The sequence below is a fragment of the Acinetobacter sp. GFQ9D191M genome, from assembly GCF_011174875.1.
Taxonomy (GTDB): Bacteria; Pseudomonadota; Gammaproteobacteria; order Pseudomonadales; family Moraxellaceae; genus Acinetobacter.
The window spans coordinates 20,784-42,896 of record NZ_JAALGV010000077.1; the positions used below are offsets into that span (position 1 = coordinate 20,784).

Sequence of the window (22,113 nt, forward strand, 5' to 3'; positions counted from 1 at the left end):
GGCTTTTATAGTTCCGGATTTGTTCAAATTTAGAAAATGGCCTCAAGACGTACCATCGCACCCAGATAATGGCTTCGGTCCAGTCGGTCATCATTCAGATAGTTCAGGTCGCCTTGCACAAAGAACCATTCACGTAAGAAAGGCTGTCTCCAGGACACATAAGGTCCCCAGCGATTTAAGCGTAAATCTTTATCATCCAGATAGCCGCCCGTATAGATGCCATAGTTAAAGCGGTTGCCCTGGAAAAATTGATGCTGTCTGAAGGTATAGTTGTCCCAGGTCAAATCGTCTTCCTGCTCATCTGCATAGGTTAAACTTAACTGATTGGAAAAAAAGGCCTCATTGGGACGAGCATGGATCAGTTCCAGGTTGGTCCGCAAATAATTTTCACTCTGCAATCCATAGCGATAAATCTGTTCGGCATGAAAAGAGAAGTCATTCTGCATCGCCCAGTCTTTGCTGATTTTGGCCCGTACATAGATATCATCCCCAGAACGTACCCCCAGATCCAGATCGCTATCGAAAGGTAGGCCATTTGAAAATTCTGACCAGCGTAGTGCAAACGAGCTGTTGTTTTCACGGGTACGGCGAATATCCAGATTTTTATCCCGGGCATTGCCAGGATTTTCATTGGTAATTGCGACATTGCTATCCAGTTCGTTATCCAGGCTGTCATCACCAAAGACCAGACTTAACTTTTGTTCCAAGGTTGGAAGCTTGATTTTTCCTCGAATCCTCGGCTTGATTTCATAGTTTTCATATTTGTCCCAGCTATTATCCAGGATGATTCGCAAAGTCGCAGTTGCTGGCTCATCCGGGTTGGTCTGGCCAAACCAGTTATCAATCTTATGTGCGGTGCGGTCTGCCCATTCACGGATTCTTTTCTGCTTTTTGTCAGCCCAAGATTTATCTTCTGTTTCTTCGGTGGTGGGCACCATCGCTTCGTCTGACTGTTCAGGTAAAATCGTAGGCGTGGCATCGATCAAGCGTGGAATCTGATCTAAAATACCTGTACCTGTACCTGTACCTGTACCTGTACCTGTAGGCTGTTCTGTTTCTGCAGGTTCTGTAGGAGATGCTTCTGCCCAAACTGGGCTACTACTTAATCCCACGCCAAGTGATAGCAATAAGATTCGAGTAATTTGGTTTATTCGCATGAGTTGATTCTTGCTCTTATCGTATTTTATTTACTGCGCTAGTTTTCTAAAAAATAAGGAAAAAAAGCAAGGATAAACTACATAACTACATCAATTATTTAATGATTTGTGCCTGAATTGCCATATAAAGATCTAAAACCTGTACCGGCTGTGACAATCCTAAAACAATTTGATGAATTTTTTGCCAATTCAAATCCTTATCACGTTTGAGCATTAAATAAGGATAAGCGATTTCCTGATTGGACAATGTCAGGCGACGTTCTCCATGAATCACCCGAATTTTCTGATGTTCCTGTAGCAATAAAATTGGAGTAGAAAAATCAGCGGGCGCTTCCTCAAAATTGATAAATTTCTTTTGATGAATACACCGAGCCGGAATATAGGCATAGCTTTCCTCAGGCATCCAGACCGTTTCGGCTTGTTGCAGATATATTTCACTGAAAAGATCTATCTGATCAAGACAGGCACCTAAAGCTGCCCATGATATGGATTTTATCTCTATACAACGCCGTCCACGTTGCGTGCCCCAGTGCTGGATACAGGAATTGGCCTGCAAGAGGCTCGGTGCGCCTAAGAGCATCAGATATTTCAGACCTTGCCCTTGCTGATCGGTCTGCATGGAGAGATAAACAGGACGTGCCTGCCAGTGCTCTTCCTCGGCATAATATAGCGCTATTTCCAGATCGGCCGGTTGGGAGACAGTCGGTTGTAATTCTAGGGCACAGAGGCGCCGTATAGTCGCTCCAGCATGTTCTAATGGATGCAGCAGGGCAGAGAATTCACCTAGCTGTATAGATTCAGGGAAAGTAATATTTTCATCTATTATCAAAATAGAGGATGAACTATCCGTGTTGTCTATTTCTATAGACAGCTCAGCTGTTTTAGCTTCTTCTGTTTCGCTAGTTGCTCTGTCTAAATCAGGTTTAATTGTTTTAGACAATTGAGGTGCAGTGATCTTGGTCTGGATCTGCAAACTGCCCTGATGATAACGCGCGATTTCTAGGGTAAGCGTATTGAATTCGGCATCCTGAACAGATAAAGCCGGAATATCCAGTTGGGGATCGAGAGGAAAATATGCGTCTTGTTGCTGTTGCTGCAAAAGCCAGTGATGGCAATTTGCTAATTCATCCCATTCACTATGTAAAAAATCAGTTTGCTCTACAGGACCCAGCCAGATTTGCCAGCCTTGTTGTGGCTGATGCAAAAAGGCCCAGCCTGTTTCTGAATGTGCAGTGAGTGCCTGTTGCAGCTGGACAGGATTCTTAAAATAACCGCGATAACAGTGATGAAACTCGGTGCTCGCCGCAAACTGATGTGCTGCCAGCTCAGGCTGGACACGGGATTTAAAACTTAAAATCTGATTTTTAAAAACAGGTTCATCACAGAGATGAAAAATATCCTGGAGCCGTTTTTTGGTTCGGGCGGCTTCATATAAACTGAGGGATTTATGTTCTAGTTGCTGCCCCAATTCATTTAATTCTTTAATTAACTTTGCTTTTTCTAAAGCATTCATTTTAGCTCTCTAGATATATTTGAGTGCTTTATCCAGTGACTTGGCCATGATCATATTGACCGCAAGTTCTACCAATTTATATTCGGTAGAGTTGGGATCTGGATAACGCTCAGCCATTTCAATCAAAAAATCCACAGAAATTGCCTGCGGAGAAATTTTTCCCTGTATTAATGCTTGAAGCTGGTTCATAACAAGAAAGTCTGAAATCCATAAAAGATCAGGTTCTGATTATAAGCATCTGATTGAAAAAATACTTGATTATTTTGAGTATTTTTTAAGCGAATTTGGTGGTTTTTTTTGAATAAAAAGTGAACGAAATCAAAATAAAATAAAAAATAATGAGGTTTTTAATGCTCTTTAAATAGAAGAACAAGTTAAATTTTCGAAGCCCTGAAATAAAAACAGGCTGAATAATTCAGCCTGCTGGGAGATTTTGCTTAAAGACTTAAGCCGCTTTTTCAGTTTCTGCAGTTGCAGTATCTGTAGCTACAGTTTTAACTGGAGCTTTGCTCACAGGGAAATCTGGAAGATAAACCACTTGAGCCATTTGTGCTGAAGCTTGTAGAGAAAAAGCCATCACAGTTGCTGCGCATAAAAATTTAACAGTTTTCATAACATGACCTTTTGATATCTGGATGTTCAAGAGCTTGAACAAGGAAAAAATTAGTCTTAAATCACGTGAAAAATAATATCAAATGGCAATTAATAAAAAATGATCAAATCGGCAAGAAAAGCAACTAAATTTAGATAAAATACTCTATAAAACAATGTATTAGAATATTTACTCTAGACGGTTTTGGATTGTTTTTTATACATTTTTTAGATGTTTTAGAAGCTTTTAAGCAAACATTTATTTGTTGATTATCGAAAATAGAGAACTAGATTTAAATTTTTTTAAAGCAGTAATGACAGATTAGTATTTGTTCATTCCCTGTAAGTTTTTGCTATCGCTTGTTTGCTAAGAGCTGTAGAGAAATTTAAATCAACTAAGATGAATGCTTCTATCTTCACAGAGTGAGTGTTGAATCATGGCAATTGCAAAAGTGGTAGAAGTCAATTCAAGCAGTAGTAAAAGCTTTGAGGATGCAATTCAGACTGGCATCGCGAAAGTCACAGAGACGATTAAAAATGTTCAAGGTGCCTGGATCAATGAACAGAAAGTCGTCATTAATGACAATAAAATTACCGAATATCGTGTCAATCTAAAGATTAGTTTTCTGGTTGAATAATTCATATCATCCATAAAAAATCCCCATCTTGAATGGGGATTTTTTGATTTGATTTAGTTTTTATTCAGGCTTTGCCGGAACATCACAAGCATCTGTAGAACACTGATCAGCTGCTGGCTGTTCCTGTGGCTCCTCTAATGCCTTTTCAAGGACTTGCAAGAAAACTTCCTTCGGCTGAGCACCTGCCAAAGCAATACGCTGGTCAAAAACGAAGAAAGGTACACCGGTAACTTTGAGCTGGTCACGCGCTACTTCCTGGTCAAATTTAACAAAATCCGCAAATTCATCCGAGTCGAGTAAATCATCTACTTCAACCGGGTTCAGGCCAATACGCGCTGCGACATCTTCCAGCGTTTCACGTTCACCAATTGGCAGGCCTTGCGTCATATAGCTGTAGAAAAAGGCTTCCTGAGCTTCATTGCCTAGACCTTTGCTTTGTGCCAGGTGAATGATGCGATGCGCATTCAAGGTATTGCCAGAATTGGCGCCTTCCCAGTTAAATTCAATGCCTTCCTGTTTAGCCATGGCTGCAATATTGCGCTGCATGTCTTCAACTTCTGGCACTGAGCGGCCATATTTTTGTGCCAAACGCTCAGAGTTGGAAACTTCCTGACGGACTGGTGCTTCAGGATCTAGCTGAAAACTATGCCAATGGACTTCAAGTTCAATCCCACTTTCCTTTGCAGCAGCTTCCAGACGTTTTTTACCAATATAGCAAAAAGGGCAGACCACATCTGACCAAATATCTACGCGCATGTCATGTCTCTAATCTTTGTCTTGGTAGAAGTATGAGGGTGAAGAACTGGAATTTAAAGCCCTGCATCCAAACTAAGTGCAGTTTAATCATTCAAAATATTTAAGAAGTTAATCTGATCAGATTTTTATAGATGGATTTGTCCTTGTTTATTTATTTTTCCATAAAAAAACGCCCCGTAGGGCGTTTTCTGAATCGGTCAATTAAGCAGTTTTGACTGCAGCTTCTACTGCAAGCATATGACCATTTTCTTCAAAGTTAGAGTGCCAAGATAATGCTTCACGAAGCAGGTGAGGTGTATGGCCACCTTTCGCACATGCACGGTCGAAGTAGTCATTCAATGCATCACGGTACATTGGGTGGGCACAGTTATCGATGATCGCACGAGCACGTTCACGTGGCGCCAGACCACGAAGATCTGCCAGACCTTGTTCAGTTACCAGAATATCTACATCATGTTCAGCATGGTCTACGTGAGACGCGAATGGTACTACTGAAGAGATGTCGCCACCTTTCGCAATTGATTTGGTCACGAAGATTGCCAAGTGCGCATTACGTGCGAAGTCACCTGAACCACCGATACCGTTCATCATTTTAGTACCACAAACGTGAGTTGAGTTCACGTTACCGTAGATATCGAATTCAAGCGCAGTGTTGATCCCGATAATACCTAAACGACGTACCAGTTCAGGGTGGTTAGAGATCTCTTGTGGACGTAATACCAGTTTGTCTTTGTATTGCTCAAGGTTGTTAAATACTTTCTCGCCATATTTAGCAGAAAGTGTAATTGAAGAACCTGAAGCAAACTTCATCTTACCTGCGTCGATCAATTCAAAGGTACAGTCTTGTAGTACTTCTGAGTACATGATCAAGTCTTCGAAGTTTGAATCTTTCAGACCCGTCAATACCGCATTTGCGATTGAACCAATCCCTGCTTGAAGAGGCCCGAGGTTTTTCGGTAGACGGTCTTCAGCCACTTCTTTTTCAAAGAAAGCGATCAAATGGTTGGCAATACTTTGAGTCTCATCATCTGGTGCGGTCACAGTAGATGGAGAGTCATGCAATTCGCTGTTAAATACGATACCAACAATTTTAGATGGATCGATATTGATCGCATGCGTACCGATACGCTCATCCACTTGAGTCAATGGAATCGCTTGACGCGTTGGACGATATGTCGGGATGTAGATATCGTGCAAGCCTTCAAATGCCGGGCTTAAATTCGTATTGATTTCTACAATCACTTTTTCAGCAAAAATTGCAAAACTTGCAGAGTTACCTACAGAAGTTGTTGGAATGATGCCGCCATCTTCAGTGATCGCAACTGCTTCAATTACCGCTACATCAGGTTTTTTCAACTGCTGGTTACGCATCTGTTCAACTGTTTCAGACAAATGCTGATCGATGAACATCACTTCGCCTTTATTGATCGCTTTACGTAAAGTGTTATCGACCTGGAACGGTAAACGGCGTGCCAATACACCAGCTTCAGTCAATTGTTTGTCTAGATCGTTCCCTAGTGATGCACCAGTAATTAACGTGATCTTTAATGGATTTGCTTTTGCGCGTTGTACTAAAGCTAAAGGAACCGCCTTCGCTTCACCAGCGCGAGTAAAGCCACTCATACCCACAGTCATACCATCTTCGATGAATTCAGCAGCTTGTTCAGGGCTGATGACTTTGTTGTGTAGGGAGGCTAAACGGATACGATCTAAAGACATTTCAACTCTCATAAATTCTTAAATAATGATACGGATTGTACCGATCAAAAAATGTATTTTGCATAGGTGTTAGGCTAAGGTCTAATTTTTTAGCTAAATGTAGGTATAATGAAAAATGATGTTTTTTAAATTATTGAATTATTGAAAATTAAAATGAATTATATAGAAATACTAAAAAGTCGTTTGTTGCTTTTATGATCACTTACTAGAAGTGATCAGTGAGCGTTTGACGAATTTTATCTAAGGTGGTTGGGGCAGCGGGTGCCTCGGAATCTGCTGTTTTCAGGGGTAAGGCGATAATGGCTTCCAGACCGCCTTCAGGCCGATTCTGGATATGCAGCTCACCTGAGTGAATATCAACAATACGCTTGACAATTGCCAGACCCAGACCACTGCCTTGTACGGTACGCGCAGAATTTCCACGAACAAAGGGTTGCATCAGCGCTTCAATCTGGTCTTCTGGAATCCCTTCACCATGATCGGCCACACTGATCATCAGTTTATGGTCCTGCACATAGGCAGCCAGCTCGATCGGTTCGGCACCATAGCGTTTCGAGTTGTTGATCAGATTACCAATCAGACGTTTCAGCGACATGCTGCGTACCTCAACCAGGGGTATCTCTTGAGGTGTAAAGCGAATATCGAGTGGCTTAAACTGCTTGACCAGTTCCTGCAACAGCACATTAACATTGGTTTCTTGCAGTTCTTCATCGGAGCCATCCCGCATATAGGAAATGAACTGGTTCAGAATGGCATCCATATCCTCGACGTCATAAATCAGGCCTTCCTTGAGAAAGTCTTCATCCGGCATCATTTCTGCGCTAAGACGGATACGGGTCAACGGTGTACGCAGGTCATGTGAAATCCCTGCGAGCATGATTCGACGATCACGTTCAGTTTGATCCAGGGTATAAATCATCTGGTTAAAGGCATGATTCACCTGACGGATTTCCAGCGGACCATGATTGGTATCCAGATAAGGGGCGGAACCATTTTTACTATAGCTATTTGCTGCATTCTGCAAGCGGCGTAAAGGACGGTTTAGCTGACGCACCAGGGTCAGGATAATAATGCCAGCAATGAGTGGCGTACCCAACAGCCAGCCTAGAATCAGTTCAGGACTATAGTTGGCATAGGTTTTAAGAGGCTCACGTACCCAGTTGCCATTCATTTCTGGAGTTTGAATCCAGATGCGTGGACTTGGCTTGAACTGGAAATAAACGGTTGCCTGTTCGATTCTTAATTCTTTGGCCAGTTTGGTTTCAATCTGGTTAGTAAAGAATTCGGCAATGACCTTGTCTTTTACATTCGGATATTCAGCCGGATTGGTGACATATTCGATTCCGATCCGGTTTTTGAGCCAGGTATCAATATCGACTTCCTGTTCTTTATGATAAAGACGCAGGTCCGGATTATTGAGAATTTCCAGCTCCATAGCCAAATAACGTGCATGTTGCTGAATTTCAGGTAAATAAAGTGTGCGCCAGAAAAACCAGATTGACATGAACAGGCTGAAACAGACCACAAAGACCACCAGCACAGTGGTTCGCATCGCTGCGGAGCGCGGCTTGATCTTGTCCAGAAAGCGTTCCCAAGGGGTGCGTTTTTTTTCTGAATAACTGACAAAATCGGTAAATTTTTGTGGGTCGATGGGGTCGAGTTTCACTGAGCAATCCTGTGCTATGACTTCAGCAAATTATTATGAGTTGATTAAAAGGCCTTATCACACCGGAGTCAAACCATCTGTAATTTAGATATAGGTTGAAACCTTCGGTTCGACCTACTTTTGTTTCGGCAAAAGTAGGCAAAACCATTTTCATTCGCAAAACTCGTCAAATTGCGGCAAGTAATCAATTTATCGCAGAAACATTAGAGATGAATACCTCCTGCCTCAGTCAGTTGCGAATGAATTTGTCACGTAATTCAAAACTAGATTTATAGACGGACGAATATTTTACTTTCTTCTAATAAGAAAATTATTCAGCACCATCTGGAACAAACACATAACCGACACCCCAGACGGTTTGAATATAACGCGCACGGGCAGGGTTTTCTTCAATCAGTCGACGTAAGCGTGATACCTGAACGTCAATTGAACGTTCCATCGCACCCCATTCACGGCCACGTGCCAGATTCATCAGCTTGTCACGAGTTAAAGGTTCACGTGGATGTTGGACTAAGGCTTTCAATACGGCAAATTCACCGGTAGTTAAGGTGACGACCTGTCCTTCACGAGTCAGAGTACGAGTGGACAGATCCAGTGACCATGGGCCAAAGGATACCACTTCCATTTGCTGGCTAGGAGCGCCTGGAACTTCACGGACTTGACGACGCAAAACTGCACGAATACGTGCCAGCAATTCATTTGGATTAAATGGTTTAGGCAGGTAATCATCTGCACCGGCTTCCAGACCTGCAATACGATCTGAATCGCTGCCACGTGCGGTGAGCATAATGATTGGAATATCAATATTCGATTGGCGTAGGCGACGACAGATGCTGAGGCCATCTTCTACAGGCAACATAAAATCGAGCACAATCAGAGAAAACAGTTCCCGCTGTAATAATCGATCCATCTGGGTGGCATCGTGCGCAGTTTTAACGACGAAGCCTTTATCTTCAAGGAAACGTTGTAACAGGGTACGCAGACGCACATCATCATCGACAACCAGGATGCGCTCGACCCGGTCGGTTTCGGTATGTACAGCATCGGGTTTTTCAGCAGGTACCACTAAACTCATGAGGTGCTCCTTTATTCTTTATTGTCGTCATAAACAAAAAATGAAATATGCTTTGAGTATACGATTCATTACTATTAATTGACTATGCTCTAAAGCATCAAATATTGCAGTTAAAATCAAGACATAGATACCAAATATATACATCTATATGCGAAAAAAATCGTCCCGGAACAAGAATAAAATGCAAAGTTCATGCAAACTTTAGCGGAAAAACTGGAAAACGATCGTATACGGTTATCTGAAGCTTATATAAATTAATAAAAACAATGGTGGATTTTATAGACCTGGTCTTTATAATCATGCCATTTAGTACTTATCCTTGTGGGATCAAACACGATGACTGACTTAGTTCAGCAGTTGGCAAAAGAACTTGCCGTACGTCCAAATCAAGTAGAAGCTGCCATCAAACTGATTGATGAGGGTGCCAGCGTTCCTTTCATTGCACGTTACCGTAAAGAAGTAACGCAGGGCTTAGACGATACGCAACTACGCCAGCTCGATACACGTTTATCGTATTTGCGTGATTTGTATGAACGCCGTGAAAAGGTGATCGAATCACTAAAAGAACAAAATAAATTATCTGATGATTTATTGGCGCGGGTGAATACGGCAGAAACTAAAAATGCCCTAGAAGAAATTTACGCACCATACCGTCCAAAACGTACCAGCAAATCGTTTAAAGCGAAAGAAGCCGGTTTAGGTCCGATTGCAGAAAAAATCTTTACTGAAGCCGTGGATCCAGCAGAAGCTTTGGCGTGCTTTAGCCATGAAGATTATCCAGATCAGGAAAGCCAGCTCGATGCGATCCAGCACATCCTGATTGATGACTGGGCACAGAATATTGCGTTGACCACTGAACTTAAAGCAATGTTTGCTAAAACTGCTGTGCTGAAAAGTCTGGTCGCCAGCGAAGAGAAAAAAGAAGTTGGTAAAAAATTCCGTGATTACTTCGATTTCTCTGAAAATCTGAACAAGGTACCTTCACACCGCTTATTGGCAATGCTACGTGGCCGCCAGGAAAATGTACTGGGCCTTAAAGTAGATGGTGAAGATGATGCACCATTGGCACGTATTGAAACTGAATACAACCTGGATACCATTCAGCCGCAATCTCGTCAGGATTTCTTAAAGCAAACTGCGAAACTGTTCTGGCTTGGTAAAGTTCGTCCAACGATTGAACATTCATTATTGACTGAAAAACGTCTGGCTGCTGAAGCTGAAGCAATGCAGGTCTTTGCTGAAAACCTGCGTCATTTACTGCTTTCTGCACCTGCAGGTGCCCGTACAACTCTGGGTGTAGACCCTGGCATCCGTACCGGCGTTAAACTGGCAGTGGTGAATGAGTCTGGCGATGTACTGGCACATAGCACCATTTACCCATTTGCACCGAAAGATGATAAAGAAGGTTCACTGACTGAATTGGCGCGTCTTTGCCGCGAATTCAATGTTGACCTGATTGCAATCGGGAATGGTACGGCCAGCCGTGAAACTGAAGCATTGGTTGCTGAAATGATGGCTGCAAATAGCGACCTGAAATTGACCCGTGTTTCTGTTTCAGAAGCGGGAGCTTCTGTTTACTCAGCATCTGAACTGGCTTCTCAGGAATTGCCTGAATTGGATGTATCGATCCGTGGTGCAGTATCAATTGCACGCCGTCTGCAAGATCCATTAGCAGAACTGGTGAAAATCGATCCTAAGTCCATTGGTGTAGGTCAGTACCAGCATGATGTAAACCAGACCGGTCTGGCAAAAACTCTTGAAGCAGTCGTTGAAGACTGTGTGAACTCGGTCGGTGTGGATGTGAATACTGCATCTGCTGCGATTTTGGGTTATATCGCAGGTCTGAACAAATCAATCGCGCAGCAAATCGTGGCCTTCCGTAAGGAAAATGGCCGTTTTGACAACCGTCAGGACCTGAAAAAAGTGCCACGTCTAGGTGAACGTACTTTTGAACAGGCAGCGGGTTTCTTGCGTATCCAGCAAGGTTCAGAACCATTAGATGCGTCTGCAGTTCACCCTGAATCTTATCCACTGGTATCTAAAATTGTTGAAGCGAAAGCAACGACTGTAAAAGATATTATTGGCAATACTGAAATCATTCGCCAGGTCAATGCTGAAGAGTTTGTGGATGATAAATTCGGGCTGCCAACCGTTCAGGACGTTTTGGCTGAACTGGAAAAACCTGGCCGTGACCCGCGTCCAGAATTCCGTACCGCAAAATTCCGTGATGATATTACTGAAGTGGCTCAATTGACTGAAGGCATGCAACTGGAAGGTGTAGTGACCAACGTCACTAACTTCGGTGCTTTCGTGGATGTCGGTGTACATCAGGATGGTTTGGTACATATTTCTGAATTAGCCAATGAATTTGTGGCTGATCCGCATAAAGTGGTAAAACCAGGTCAAATCGTACAAGTTCATGTACTGAACGTTGATGTGGAACGTAACCGTGTCAATCTGTCGATGCGTCCTGAAGGTTCGGAAGCGCCAGCGAAAGCACCACGTCAACCACGTCGTGACAATGAGCAACGCGGTGAGCGCAAGCCACAAGGCAAACGTCCACAGCATGCACGTCCACAAGGTGACCGCCCGCATGGCAAGAAACCTCAAGCGGCTAAACCACAAGAAAATAAAATTGGTGGTTTAGGAGCACTATTACTTCAAGCCGGGATTAAAGGTTCGAAATAATCTTTAGGCTCTAAACGAAAAACCTCCCAAAAGGGAGGTTTTTCGTATCGACAATATTAAAAAATCTCAAAGAATCTAAAAATGCTAAGAAGTTATTATCAAAGTTCCATCCAAGATTTTTTATCTAGCTCAAATGACTTAATCTTAGGTAATTTGGCACAGCATCATGAATTTGCACTTGAAGATTTACAGAAAAATGCTTGGTTAGCACAAATAGATATTTTAAAAGCAAATTTAGTTGGTATAGCAAAGGGTCATCTTTACTTTGAGTACAGCATTCCTCGAATGGGGAAGCGTGCTGATAATATTCTGATTATTCGTAATTTAATCTTTGTTATTGAGTTTAAGGTTGGGGAAAGTTTTTACTCTACAACTGCAAAAAATCAGGTGATTGATTATTGCTTGGATTTAAAGAATTTTCATTCACAAAGTCATGATAAAAAAATTATTCCAATTCTTATAGCTACTGAAGCGGATACACAAGAGATCATTTGGGAGGATGTAGATGATCTTGGAGCACCCATTTGTTGTCATCAGTACAATTTAAACCAAATGATTCTACAGGCTCTTGCGCATTATGATGTGGGTATGGACATTAATATCCAAGAGTGGAATCAAGCCAGCTATAGACCGACACCCACAATCATTGAAGCAGCGAAAGCACTTTATCAAGGACATCAAGTTGAAGATATTTCCAGAAGTGATGCAGGGGCGATTAATTTAAAAATAACTTCAGCACGTATTGAACATATTATTGAAACAACAAAAGAAAAACGACATAAGGCAATTTGTTTTCTTACAGGAGTCCCGGGTGCTGGAAAAACATTAGCAGGGCTGAATATTGCTAACCAGCGACTAAAAAAAGACGAATCAGAACATTCAGTTTTTCTCTCGGGCAATGGCCCACTTGTTGATGTGCTAAGGGAAGCGCTGATTCGACAAACAGTCGAAACAGCAAAAACTGAAGGTCAACTTGAAACCAGATCAAGTGCTGAAAGAAAAGCAAAAGCTTTTATTCAAAATATCCATCACTTTCGAGATGAGTACTTAAGGTCATTAGAAGCTCCTATTGAAAAGGTGGTAGTATTTGATGAGGCACAAAGAGCTTGGCGCAAAGAACAAGTTTCTAACTTTATGAAGCAAAAAAAGGGAATTCAGAGCTTTGATAAATCTGAACCACAATTTTTGATTGAGGTAATGGATCGGCACACAGATTGGTGTGTGATTATTTGTTTGATCGGTGGCGGTCAAGAGATTAACACTGGAGAAGCAGGGGTTATCGAATGGTTAGATGCTTTACAACAGCATTATCCTGAATGGCAGATTTATTATTCTGAGAAAGTTTTAGAGGATCGTGTCTATATACAAGATCAAAGCCGAAAGCATCATTTAATTCAGTATGGTAATAAAGAACCTGATTTACATTTGGCGGTATCAGTAAGGTCGTTTAGAAGTGAAAGAGTTGCTGAACTTGTCCAAGCAATTTTAGATGGGGATGCGACGAAAGCACAACATATTTATAGCCAAGTTATAAAATCCTATCCAATTGTTTTAACAAGGAACTTGGAAAGAGCCAAGTCGTGGCTAAAACAACAAGCTAAAGGGACAGAGCGTTACGGCATGGTTGCGAGCTCAGGCGCAAGAAGACTCAAAGCAGAGGGGATTGATGTTAAAAATAAAATCACACCATCTGATTGGTTTTTGAATTCTACAATTGATGTACGTTCTTCATATTACTTAGAAGATGTCGCCACAGAATTTGATGTTCAAGGATTAGAATTAGATTACTGCTGTGTTGCGTGGGATATTAATTTTTACTTTAAGGATGGTTGGTGTTATCAAGCATTTAAAGGAACAAAATGGCAGAACATCAATCAGATGGAAAAGCAAAAATATCTACTGAATACTTATCGTGTTTTGTTGACTCGTGCGCGTCAAGGAGTGGTGATTTACCTACCGAATGTAGATGATAATGATTGGACCAGACCGAGTGAATTGTATGATTCAACATATCAATTTTTAAAAGCCTGTCATCTCAAAGAAATTTAAAAAAAGCCTCCCAATCGGGAGGTTTTTTATTTTGGATTAACTATTAATAATCGGAACAATCCAGCTGGTAATAATCAATAAAATACCCAGATGTCCCAGTTTACGTGTCACATAAACCAGTTTAGACGGTGGTTGTTCCAGCTGTTTGGCATACTCTTCCATGGTGATGCCTTGTTTGCCTTTACTGGTATATAAGAACACACCCAAATCCAGACAGATCAGAATGGTGCCAATATCTGCCACCAGTTCCATCAGCTCAAATTGCTGGGTATACAGCGACATGCTAACGCTATAAATTAGATAAAGTCCAAAGGCTATACATGCATATTGCAGGATCACTAAAAATTTCTGCATAAATCTCAACAGTTCAAAAAATTAAGGCAATTATACAAACAATTCGGACAGGCTGTGCCCATTACAGGCTTTGCATCACATCGGCAAAATTCTGCTTCTCGACCAGTTCCAGAAATTCATCTCCCAGGCGCTGACTTTCAGCAATACATTGCTTCCAGAGCTGAATCCGCTGAGCTTGATCCAAACCTTTCAAAGTGAAGTCTTTACGATCCGGTAAACGACCCAAAGGCAAACTTTGCAAATATTCCTGAGAGGGTGAAATTAGCAAAGTTCGTGCCTGATTTTCCGGGCGTGCCGTGCGTTTAAACAGTTTATCGAACCAGCCGGGAGTAATGCTGTCAGTAAAATGCGGATACAGCACGATGCCTTTGCTCTGGAAAGGCAGGTCAATATGATAGTCAATCAGACCGCCATCGCGATAATAACCTTGCGGTGCATCCGGAATATTATTGACTGCTGCCATCACGCCCGGAATAGAGGCAGAAGCCATCAGCCAGGACAAAACACTTTGCTCAGTCAAGGCGTGATAATGTGTAGTAAATCCATCATCGGCAATTTTAAACTGTTCACCGGTATTCGGCTGGCTGATCACACGTTGCATAAAATGGCGACTATGTTTGCGCGCCACAGCGGTAGTTCCGACAATGCCGGCCACAGAGGCGAGTAGGGGGAGCGCCTTGTCACTTTGAAAAATATGCTGGGCTTTAATCGACAATACCGTCAGATGATAATCTGGATGATTCACCAGATCAGTTTCTTTGCCTTGTACCAGATCCAGCAGCATGCCACGACAAACGTCACTGACCTCCTTACGGGTCATTTTCTTGTGAAAGTACAGATGGGTATACAAGTCGGCAAGACGTTCAGTGCCTGCTTTGGCTCCCCATGCCGCGACACTGGCAAAACGCCAGCTACCAATGGATGAGCCGACTAAGGTTCTACGCTGAGGAGCTCGTGGGAAAAACTCGCCAAAAATGGCCTGATCCAGTCCCTGAATACCAATACCTTTGGGTCCACCTGCAGCACCCGGCACAATATCGACCTGTTCGGGTTGTAAACCTTCTTTCAGAATCAGCTCACGAGCCTGATGCCCAGCGCGGATTTTCAGAGCAGGCGCATGTTTTTGTAAAATCTGCATAAAGGTTCAACCCATATTTGACCAATGAGGACATATTTTAAGCATCTGGTCACAAAGCCCAATGGCAAGATATACCCTAAGGTGACTTTGCAGTCATAGGGAAGGAGAGAAATAAAAAAACCTGAACAATGTCAGGTCTTTTAAGAAGGTTATTTCAGTTATTTTGCAATCCGCCAGACTGCGAGTACGCTTGCCAGTACGATCAAAATCACTGACACAAACCATGGTGAAATGATCGCAATTGAAAGCAGGATAGCCATGATGCTGCCAAAAATCCAGCTACGCTTTTGCTGATGTTCCATTTGCAGGCGCATGCTTTGCAATTCATTAAGCTGCTTGGCATGCCAGGCGGACTGGTTTTTCAGACCGTTCAGGCTGTCGATCATCAGGGTCGGTAGGTCCTGCGCGCCCAAAAGCAGATCCGGGATTTTTTGTCCGAGTTCCTTGATATTCTTTTGCGGATTCATCTGGGCTTTGACCCAATCGGTGAGGATGGGTTTCGCCAGACTCCAGATATCCAGCTCAGGATATAAGTCTGTTCCCAGACCTTCTACATGAACCAGCGTTTTCAATAACAACATTAGCTGTGGCGGGATTTCCAGATGGAAACGACGGGCGATGTCCATGACCTGAATCAGAATCCCGGCAAAATCCAGTTCATGCATCGGTTTGGACACCATTGGGCCCACAGTGCGACGCATTTCGCGTGCTAGCGCGTCCTGATCGGTACCTGGTGGAATCCAGCCTGCCTGATGCACAATCTGAATCAGCTGCATGAAGTCGCTGTTCATGACCGCCAGCAGCATACGTGCCACGGTCATCTGGTCATGTTTGGACAGCTCTCCCATAATCGCGCAGTCCAGCGCAATAAAGCGCGGATTGGCCGGATTGATAGTTTCGACAAAGACATTGCCTGGATGCATGTCTGCATGGAAGAAATTGTCGCGGAAGACCTGGGTAAAGAAAATCGTCAGACCTTTACGCGCCAGATCTGCACGGTCCATACCCAGTTCATCAAAGGTGGCAATATCCGAAATCGGAACACCGGTAATCCGTTCTGCCACCAGCACGTCCTTACTGTCCATATAGACTTCAGGCACATACATCATGCTGGAGCCAGTGAAGTAATGACGCATACGGCGGGTATTGTCCGCTTCCAGCGTCAGGTCCAGCTCATTCAGAATGATCTGGCGATAGTCCTGAATAATTTCAGACAAGTGTAGGGCACGCGCTGCTTCCAGACGCTTTTCCAGAAAATCACCCAGCCAGCTTAGAATCTCAAAATCCTGCAAGATCTGCTGGCGAATATTCGGACGGGTCACTTTGACCACCACTTCACGGCCATCGTGCAGGGCTGCAGTATGCACCTGTGCAATCGAGGCGGCTGCCAGCGGCTGAACATCAAATCGGGCGAACAGGGTATTTACATCGGCTTTTAAGGATTCCTGAATACGCATCTTGGCGACATCATTATCAAAGGGCTTAACCTGATCCTGTAATAGAACCAGTTGTTGCAGCACTTCAGGCGGAATCAGGTCACGACGGGTCGAAAGTAACTGACCCAGCTTGATCGCTAGCGGTCCCATTTCTTCCAGTGCCAGTTTCAGCTTAAGTGAATTCTTGCGCTCACGGCTGGACCAGGCTGCCGGATGCATACGGATCAAAGATAAAATGTGCCGGGCTTTTTCAGGAAGTTCTTCCGCAGGAAACAACGTGTCGAGTCTATAGTGCGCGGCGATGCGCCAAAGTTCGAGTAAACGTGAAACATGCGGAATCATAAAGCGGTGTACCTAGTATTGAGAAGGAATATGAGGTGTAGCAGGAGTAAATGGCTGATCAGTAGAATCGTCAGATTCAATCTGAGCCTGAAGCTGACGGATTTTGGCTTCGACGCGATCTAAATTCTGGTTCAGGATACGAGTATCCTGATTCAGGTCATCCATTTGCCAGCGCGGGGCAAAAAGGCCACTATCTTCTTTCAGGGCATCTTTAGCGAAAAATAATTGGCTTTGCAAAGTGCGTTTTAAATGCTTCGGAGCCAGCTGCAACTTGCCAATTTCATGTGCCAGAGCAGGGCCAATCCAAGGACTCAAATGCGCCGCCAGATCAGGTTCAGCCTGCTGCATAATACGCTGGATTTCTTGCAGAAGTTTATAGTCACCTTGCAATGGAATATTACCGACTTCATCAGCAAGCAGCAGCTTAAGCAGCTCTACGACATTATTCACCTGTAGCGTCGCCGTTGCTTCAGGAATTTGAGTACTATTGGCTTCATAAGGGCGCTGTTCAAAAATCGAAGATTCTTCAGTATGACCGGTTGGCGTTGGTTCCAGACGAACCTTGCCCTCATCAAAGAAGACATCGACGGACAGTTGCGGTGAGGCAATGACCAGCCGCAACATTTTGCCGGCTAAAGCATTGATCTGAATGCGGGTAATCGCATCCAGATCAATCATATGATGAATCAGGCGTTCAACAGCACCGAGAGCGAGAAGTGACCACATATCGGGTACGACCCTTAAAGCTTGAAGCCACGGTGAACGGCAACGATACCGCCGGTCAGATTGTGATAATCACAGTTCTGGAAGCCAGCATTTTCCATCATGCCTTTTAAAGTACGCTGGTCTGGATGCATACGGATTGATTCAGCCAGGTATTTATAGCTTTCTGAATCATTTGCCACGATTTTGCCCATGATTGGTAAAGCGGTGAATGAATACAGGTCATACAGTTTTGAGAATGGCTCAAAAACTGGTTTAGAGAATTCCAGAATCAGTAAACGACCACCTGGCTTAAGCACACGATACATGGCTGCCAGTGCAGCATCTTTATCGGTGACGTTACGCAGACCAAAAGAAATCGTTACCAGGTCAAAGCTGTTGTCGGCAAATGGCTCTAGAGTTTCTGCATTCGCCAGAACGAAATCAACATTGGTACAGCCGGCATCAATCAGACGATCACGGCCAACATTCAGCATGGATTCGTTAATATCAGACAGTACTACATGACCGGTAGGGCCCACTTCACGGCTAAATACTTTGGCTAGGTCGCCTGTACCGCCTGCAATATCCAGCACATGCTGGCCACGGCGCACGCCTGACATATTAATCGCAAAACGTTTCCACAGACGGTGAATGCCGAATGACATCAGGTCATTCATGATGTCGTATTTGCTGGCCACCGAATGGAATACTTCAGCCACTTTCTGGGCTTTTTCGTCACTGCTCACGGTCTTGTAGCCGAAGTGCGTGGTTGGACCGACGTTACCGGTATTGGCACCGCGTGGCAGGTTATATTTAGGGACAGTTCCAGTCACAGGCGTATCGGTCAGGCGTTGTTCTAGAGATTGTTGCTGACCTTGTGGAGCGCCTTGCGGAAGCGGAGTGGTTAAGAATGGGCTCACTTTGTCTGTCTGTTGTGCCGACTCGGGTGTAGGGGTAGGCGTTTGATTTTCATTCGACATTGGAGTCACTCCTAACATATCAATCGGGTTAATCTTGCATTGCCTGCATAATGACAGATTCTTGGATGTTATTCAGCAATCATGATGCAATTGTTATGAATAATATACAGAAAAATAGGAATATGGGCGGAAATCTTCACTGCCAGTGATCGAATAATTCATATGATTTATCATTGGCGATGGCCTGCCCTAAAGACCTGAAAATATCAGGATCAGGCAGGACCGCAAGCCTTCCTCATCATGGATGGGAAAGGAATCTACTATTGGAATGGTGTTGGATCACCTGAATGCACCTTATCAATAATACCGCGTTCAATCGCAGTAAAGTCATGCACGAATTTTTCTGCCGATTTTAACGGTTTCATGGCCTGGAAACCGTCCTGCATAAACTCATACATCACCTGAAAATGATATTTATTGGCTGCGCCTTTACACATCTTGAAGGCGGTATAAACCACAAAGGAACGCATATATTTATCCAGACTGACACCCAGCTGATCCAGCAATGCCAGCTGTTTCAAACGTGCTTCCCCCTGATCCAGTTTCAGATAAGTCACACGCATCATTTCATCGGTCAATGGTGCGTTGGCAGGGTAATCCTCTAAAAGCTGGATTGCGACCTGTTCATCCAGTTGTACCGCCAGAATCGCCAGTTCTACGCCTGAGGTTCCGGTTTTTAGGGCATTTTCCGGAATCATTTTTTCTGCCTTGTGCGCATATTTCATCAGTCGAGCAATCTGCTCGGCCAGTGCATCAAAGTCCGAGCCGCCGTAGAGCCGGTTCAGGAAATATTCGGCCATCAGCTGGTTATTTTTTTCAGAAAAATGCTGATGATGGCTACGCTGCATCCGTGCCTTTTGCCATGCCTGCACATCCTGTAAACGGCTTAAAATTTCAGGCTGAGTATGATATTTCAGCTGATAATACTGTTCTAAGAGTTCATCTAATCGGGCAAGTTTGGACATGTATTTTCAAATATGATTTTTCGATCTCAGAATCTTAGAGGGTGTGGCGCAATCTCGCTATGACAAATTGATCAATGATTCCTTATTTGAATGTCAATTTGCTGTTTAAACAGACAATCTAATCGTGTGAAAAACGTTGCTAACGCTATTTTTGCCTTCAGACTCCTCGCTATACTGCCCACAAGAATAAAAGATGAGGGATCTCCATGCGTACAGAAGAACAAAGTTTCCAGTTAATGGATGAAGACCAGTTATCCCTTGCGCTGATCAATGCCCAGTATGATCTGAGAAAAACCCAGGGACAGAAAAATGGCAAAAGCCTGATTGTTCTGGTCAATGGAATCGAGCTGGCAGGTAAGGGCGAAGCAGTCAAACAGTTACGTGAATGGGTAGATCCTCGTTATTTGCAGGTGAAGGCCGATCAGCCGCAAGTATTAGGAGAAAAACAGACCTTCTGGCAACCCTATACACGGTTTATTCCTGCCCAAGGCCAGATCATGGTCTTGTTTGGTAACTGGTACAGCGATCTGCTCAGAACCACCATGCAGACTGGTGCCATTGATGATGCCCAGTTTGATGCCTATCTGGAAGATATGCGTGTCTTTGAGCAGGATCTAAAAAATAACTATGTTGATGTGGTCAAGGTCTGGTTCGACTTACCTTGGAAAACGCTACAAAAACGCCTGGATCAGATTGATCCGAGTGAAATGCAATGGCACAAACTGCATGGGCTGGACTGGCGCGACAAAAAAAAGTACGACACCGTGCAACGTTTGCGAGAGCGGTTTACTAAAGACGAAGACTGGCTGATCATTGACGGGGAAGATGAAAAACAGCGTGACCAGCAGTTTGCACAGTATATTTTGCAGGCGCTAAAACATTGTCCCAATCATCCGGTTCGGGCCAAAGGACGATGGAAACAGGCCAAAATTCCAGAATTATTGCAGCATCCTTCGCAAGAACTTGCCAAGACAGAGGACTATAAGGCGGAGCTGAAAAAACTGTCTCCTCAGGTGGCCAAGGCGCTGCGCTCAGACCCACGCAATGTGATTTTGCTGTTTGAAGGGATGGATGCAGCGGGCAAGGGTGGAGCGATCAAGCGGATTGTGAAAAAGCTGGATCCACGTGAATATGAAATCCAGACCATCGGGGCGCCGGAAAAATATGAACTGAATCGACCTTATTTATGGCGTTTCTGGAACAAGCTGCAAACTGATGATGATATCTGTATTTTTGACCGCTCCTGGTATGGTCGGGTGCTGGTAGAACGGGTAGAAGGCTTTGCCAGCCCGGCAGAATGGCAGCGGGCCTATGATGAAATTAACCGATTTGAACAGAGCCTGATTAACCATCAAACCGTAATTATTAAATTCTGGCTGGCGATTTCCCAGGAAGAGCAGGCGGCCCGTTTCAAGGCGCGTGAAGATACCCCACATAAGCGCTTTAAAATCACCGATGAGGACTGGCGTAACCGGGAACGTTGGGATGATTATTTAAAAGCGGCCGCCGACATGTTTGAACGTACGTCGACAGAACAGTCACCATGGCACATTATCGCCACTGATGATAAAAACACCGCTCGGGTCGAAATTTTAAAAACAATTTTAAAGCAGCTTCAGGCAGATTAATCTGCCTGAGTTTTGAAAAGTTTGGGGATAAAAAATGGGGCGGGAAATTTATTTGCCTTGAGCAATCTGTTTTTGCTGGATATTTTTTGCTGTGCGATAACAATCTTCAACATGCGCTTCAGCAATTTTTTTCATGACAAAATAACCAAGGCTCGCGGCTACCAGTTGACCACCGAGTGGAATGAATTTTGTGACTTGCTTTGTGATCACTTTCGCTGCAACATTGTTCAAAGATTTTTTGACTGCTGTACGTGCTACCACCAGACCGGAAAACTCGATTCCGCGTTTACGCAGTTCATTCCAGTGCACCTGTTTGGTTGCAGGATCAAACACACTGATCTGTTCAGGGGCTAGACCAAAGCGGGCATTGATCTCCGGGATCAGTTGCGACAGAATGCCGACATCAATGACCACGTCCAGAAATGGCACCGGAATCACAGCTGCTCCGGCAGAATAATAGGCACGTTTTTTGGTTAGCTCTAAGCACTCGTTGCGAATTCTGTCTAAATCTAAACTTGGATCGATACGATCTGGAATTTTGTCTAATTTCATGGGCATTACCTAAAGCTAGATGTTGTTTTTTTCTGTTCAAACATCAATAAGATGCTTTTTTCAAAGAACTTTTTTGACTGAAGTATGAGTTTTAAAGTGACATAGACAGTTCGGTAAGTATAGTAAATAATCTTTATCATTTTGTAGTACTGCTCCATCTC

19 protein-coding genes are annotated in these 22,113 nt (G+C 43.6%); 4 read left to right on the forward strand and 15 right to left on the reverse strand.

What is annotated here, in order from left to right:
- Positions 1-29: 29 nt before the first annotated feature.
- From G5T77_RS11985 to G5T77_RS12000, 4 genes are all read right to left on the reverse strand, one after another.
- Positions 30-1,157, reverse strand: a complete 1,128-nt coding sequence (locus tag G5T77_RS11985) for a hypothetical protein (RefSeq protein ID WP_159123437.1) — start codon at positions 1,155-1,157, stop codon at positions 30-32.
- Positions 1,158-1,251: 94 nt separating this feature from the next.
- Positions 1,252-2,670: a hypothetical protein gene (locus tag G5T77_RS11990; protein WP_166134773.1), complete on the reverse strand. Its 1,419-nt coding sequence runs from the start codon at positions 2,668-2,670 to the stop codon at positions 1,252-1,254.
- 9 nt (positions 2,671-2,679) lie between these two features.
- Entirely contained in the window at positions 2,680-2,859 is a 180-nt protein-coding gene (locus G5T77_RS11995) for a hypothetical protein (RefSeq protein ID WP_004781696.1), read from the reverse strand.
- 256 nt (positions 2,860-3,115) lie between these two features.
- A complete protein-coding gene (locus G5T77_RS12000; protein ID WP_166134776.1) occupies positions 3,116-3,283 on the reverse strand; it encodes a hypothetical protein in 168 nt (55 codons plus the stop codon).
- Positions 3,284-3,698: 415 nt separating this feature from the next.
- Here G5T77_RS12000 and G5T77_RS12005 point away from each other — a divergent pair, with 415 nt between their 5' ends.
- Entirely contained in the window at positions 3,699-3,899 is a 201-nt protein-coding gene (locus G5T77_RS12005) for a dodecin family protein (protein WP_005232506.1), read from the forward strand.
- Between the two features lie 60 nt (positions 3,900-3,959).
- Here the strand turns inward: G5T77_RS12005 and G5T77_RS12010 are convergent, their stop codons facing one another.
- From G5T77_RS12010 to ompR, 4 genes are all read right to left on the reverse strand, one after another.
- Positions 3,960-4,655 (reverse strand): DsbA family oxidoreductase, encoded by a 696-nt coding sequence (locus G5T77_RS12010; protein WP_005232505.1) that lies wholly within the window; start codon positions 4,653-4,655, stop codon positions 3,960-3,962.
- Positions 4,656-4,856: 201 nt separating this feature from the next.
- Positions 4,857-6,374 (reverse strand): acetyl-CoA hydrolase/transferase family protein, encoded by a 1,518-nt coding sequence (locus tag G5T77_RS12015; protein WP_004781704.1) that lies wholly within the window; start codon positions 6,372-6,374, stop codon positions 4,857-4,859.
- Positions 6,375-6,579: 205 nt separating this feature from the next.
- Positions 6,580-8,040: an ATP-binding protein gene (locus G5T77_RS12020; RefSeq protein ID WP_166134779.1), complete on the reverse strand. Its 1,461-nt coding sequence runs from the start codon at positions 8,038-8,040 to the stop codon at positions 6,580-6,582.
- 310 nt (positions 8,041-8,350) lie between these two features.
- The gene (ompR, locus tag G5T77_RS12025) at positions 8,351-9,115 is read right to left on the reverse strand and encodes a two-component system response regulator OmpR (RefSeq protein ID WP_004781707.1); all 765 of its coding nucleotides are present in this window, start codon (positions 9,113-9,115) and stop codon (positions 8,351-8,353) included.
- A 336-nt stretch (positions 9,116-9,451) separates the two neighbouring features.
- On the opposite strand from ompR, the gene G5T77_RS12030 reads away from it, so the two are divergent.
- Both G5T77_RS12030 and G5T77_RS12035 read left to right on the forward strand, forming a co-directional pair.
- Entirely contained in the window at positions 9,452-11,803 is a 2,352-nt protein-coding gene (locus G5T77_RS12030) for a Tex family protein (RefSeq protein ID WP_166134782.1), read from the forward strand.
- 81 nt (positions 11,804-11,884) lie between these two features.
- On the forward strand, positions 11,885-13,852 hold the full coding sequence (locus tag G5T77_RS12035; RefSeq protein WP_166134785.1) for a DUF2075 domain-containing protein: 1,968 nt from the start codon (positions 11,885-11,887) through the stop codon (positions 13,850-13,852).
- A 36-nt stretch (positions 13,853-13,888) separates the two neighbouring features.
- Here G5T77_RS12035 and G5T77_RS12040 read toward each other — a convergent pair whose 3' ends face one another.
- The 6 genes from G5T77_RS12040 to G5T77_RS12065 form a co-directional block, all read right to left on the reverse strand.
- Entirely contained in the window at positions 13,889-14,206 is a 318-nt protein-coding gene (locus tag G5T77_RS12040) for a hypothetical protein (protein ID WP_004781714.1), read from the reverse strand.
- 61 nt (positions 14,207-14,267) lie between these two features.
- Complete coding sequence (locus G5T77_RS12045) at positions 14,268-15,344, reverse strand: patatin-like phospholipase family protein (protein ID WP_166134788.1); 1,077 nt, start codon at positions 15,342-15,344, stop codon at positions 14,268-14,270.
- A gap of 158 nt (positions 15,345-15,502) precedes the next feature.
- Positions 15,503-17,122, reverse strand: a complete 1,620-nt coding sequence (locus tag G5T77_RS12050) for an AarF/UbiB family protein (RefSeq protein ID WP_166134791.1) — start codon at positions 17,120-17,122, stop codon at positions 15,503-15,505.
- A gap of 12 nt (positions 17,123-17,134) precedes the next feature.
- Positions 17,135-17,848 carry a hypothetical protein gene (locus G5T77_RS12055; RefSeq protein WP_166134794.1) on the reverse strand — a complete coding sequence of 238 codons (714 nt, stop codon included), beginning with the start codon at positions 17,846-17,848 and terminating at the stop codon, positions 17,135-17,137.
- A 14-nt stretch (positions 17,849-17,862) separates the two neighbouring features.
- Positions 17,863-18,807, reverse strand: coding sequence for a bifunctional demethylmenaquinone methyltransferase/2-methoxy-6-polyprenyl-1,4-benzoquinol methylase UbiE (ubiE, locus tag G5T77_RS12060; protein ID WP_005232491.1), 945 nt, complete (start codon positions 18,805-18,807; stop codon positions 17,863-17,865).
- Positions 18,808-19,067: 260 nt separating this feature from the next.
- Positions 19,068-19,772 (reverse strand): hypothetical protein, encoded by a 705-nt coding sequence (locus G5T77_RS12065; protein ID WP_166134796.1) that lies wholly within the window; start codon positions 19,770-19,772, stop codon positions 19,068-19,070.
- 206 nt (positions 19,773-19,978) lie between these two features.
- Here G5T77_RS12065 and G5T77_RS12070 point away from each other — a divergent pair, with 206 nt between their 5' ends.
- Entirely contained in the window at positions 19,979-21,400 is a 1,422-nt protein-coding gene (locus G5T77_RS12070; protein ID WP_166134799.1) for a phosphate--AMP phosphotransferase, read from the forward strand.
- A 48-nt stretch (positions 21,401-21,448) separates the two neighbouring features.
- On the opposite strand, the gene G5T77_RS12075 is transcribed toward G5T77_RS12070, so the two are convergent.
- Positions 21,449-21,952 carry a hypothetical protein gene (locus G5T77_RS12075; protein WP_159123426.1) on the reverse strand — a complete coding sequence of 168 codons (504 nt, stop codon included), beginning with the start codon at positions 21,950-21,952 and terminating at the stop codon, positions 21,449-21,451.
- Positions 21,953-22,113 lie beyond the last annotated feature (161 nt).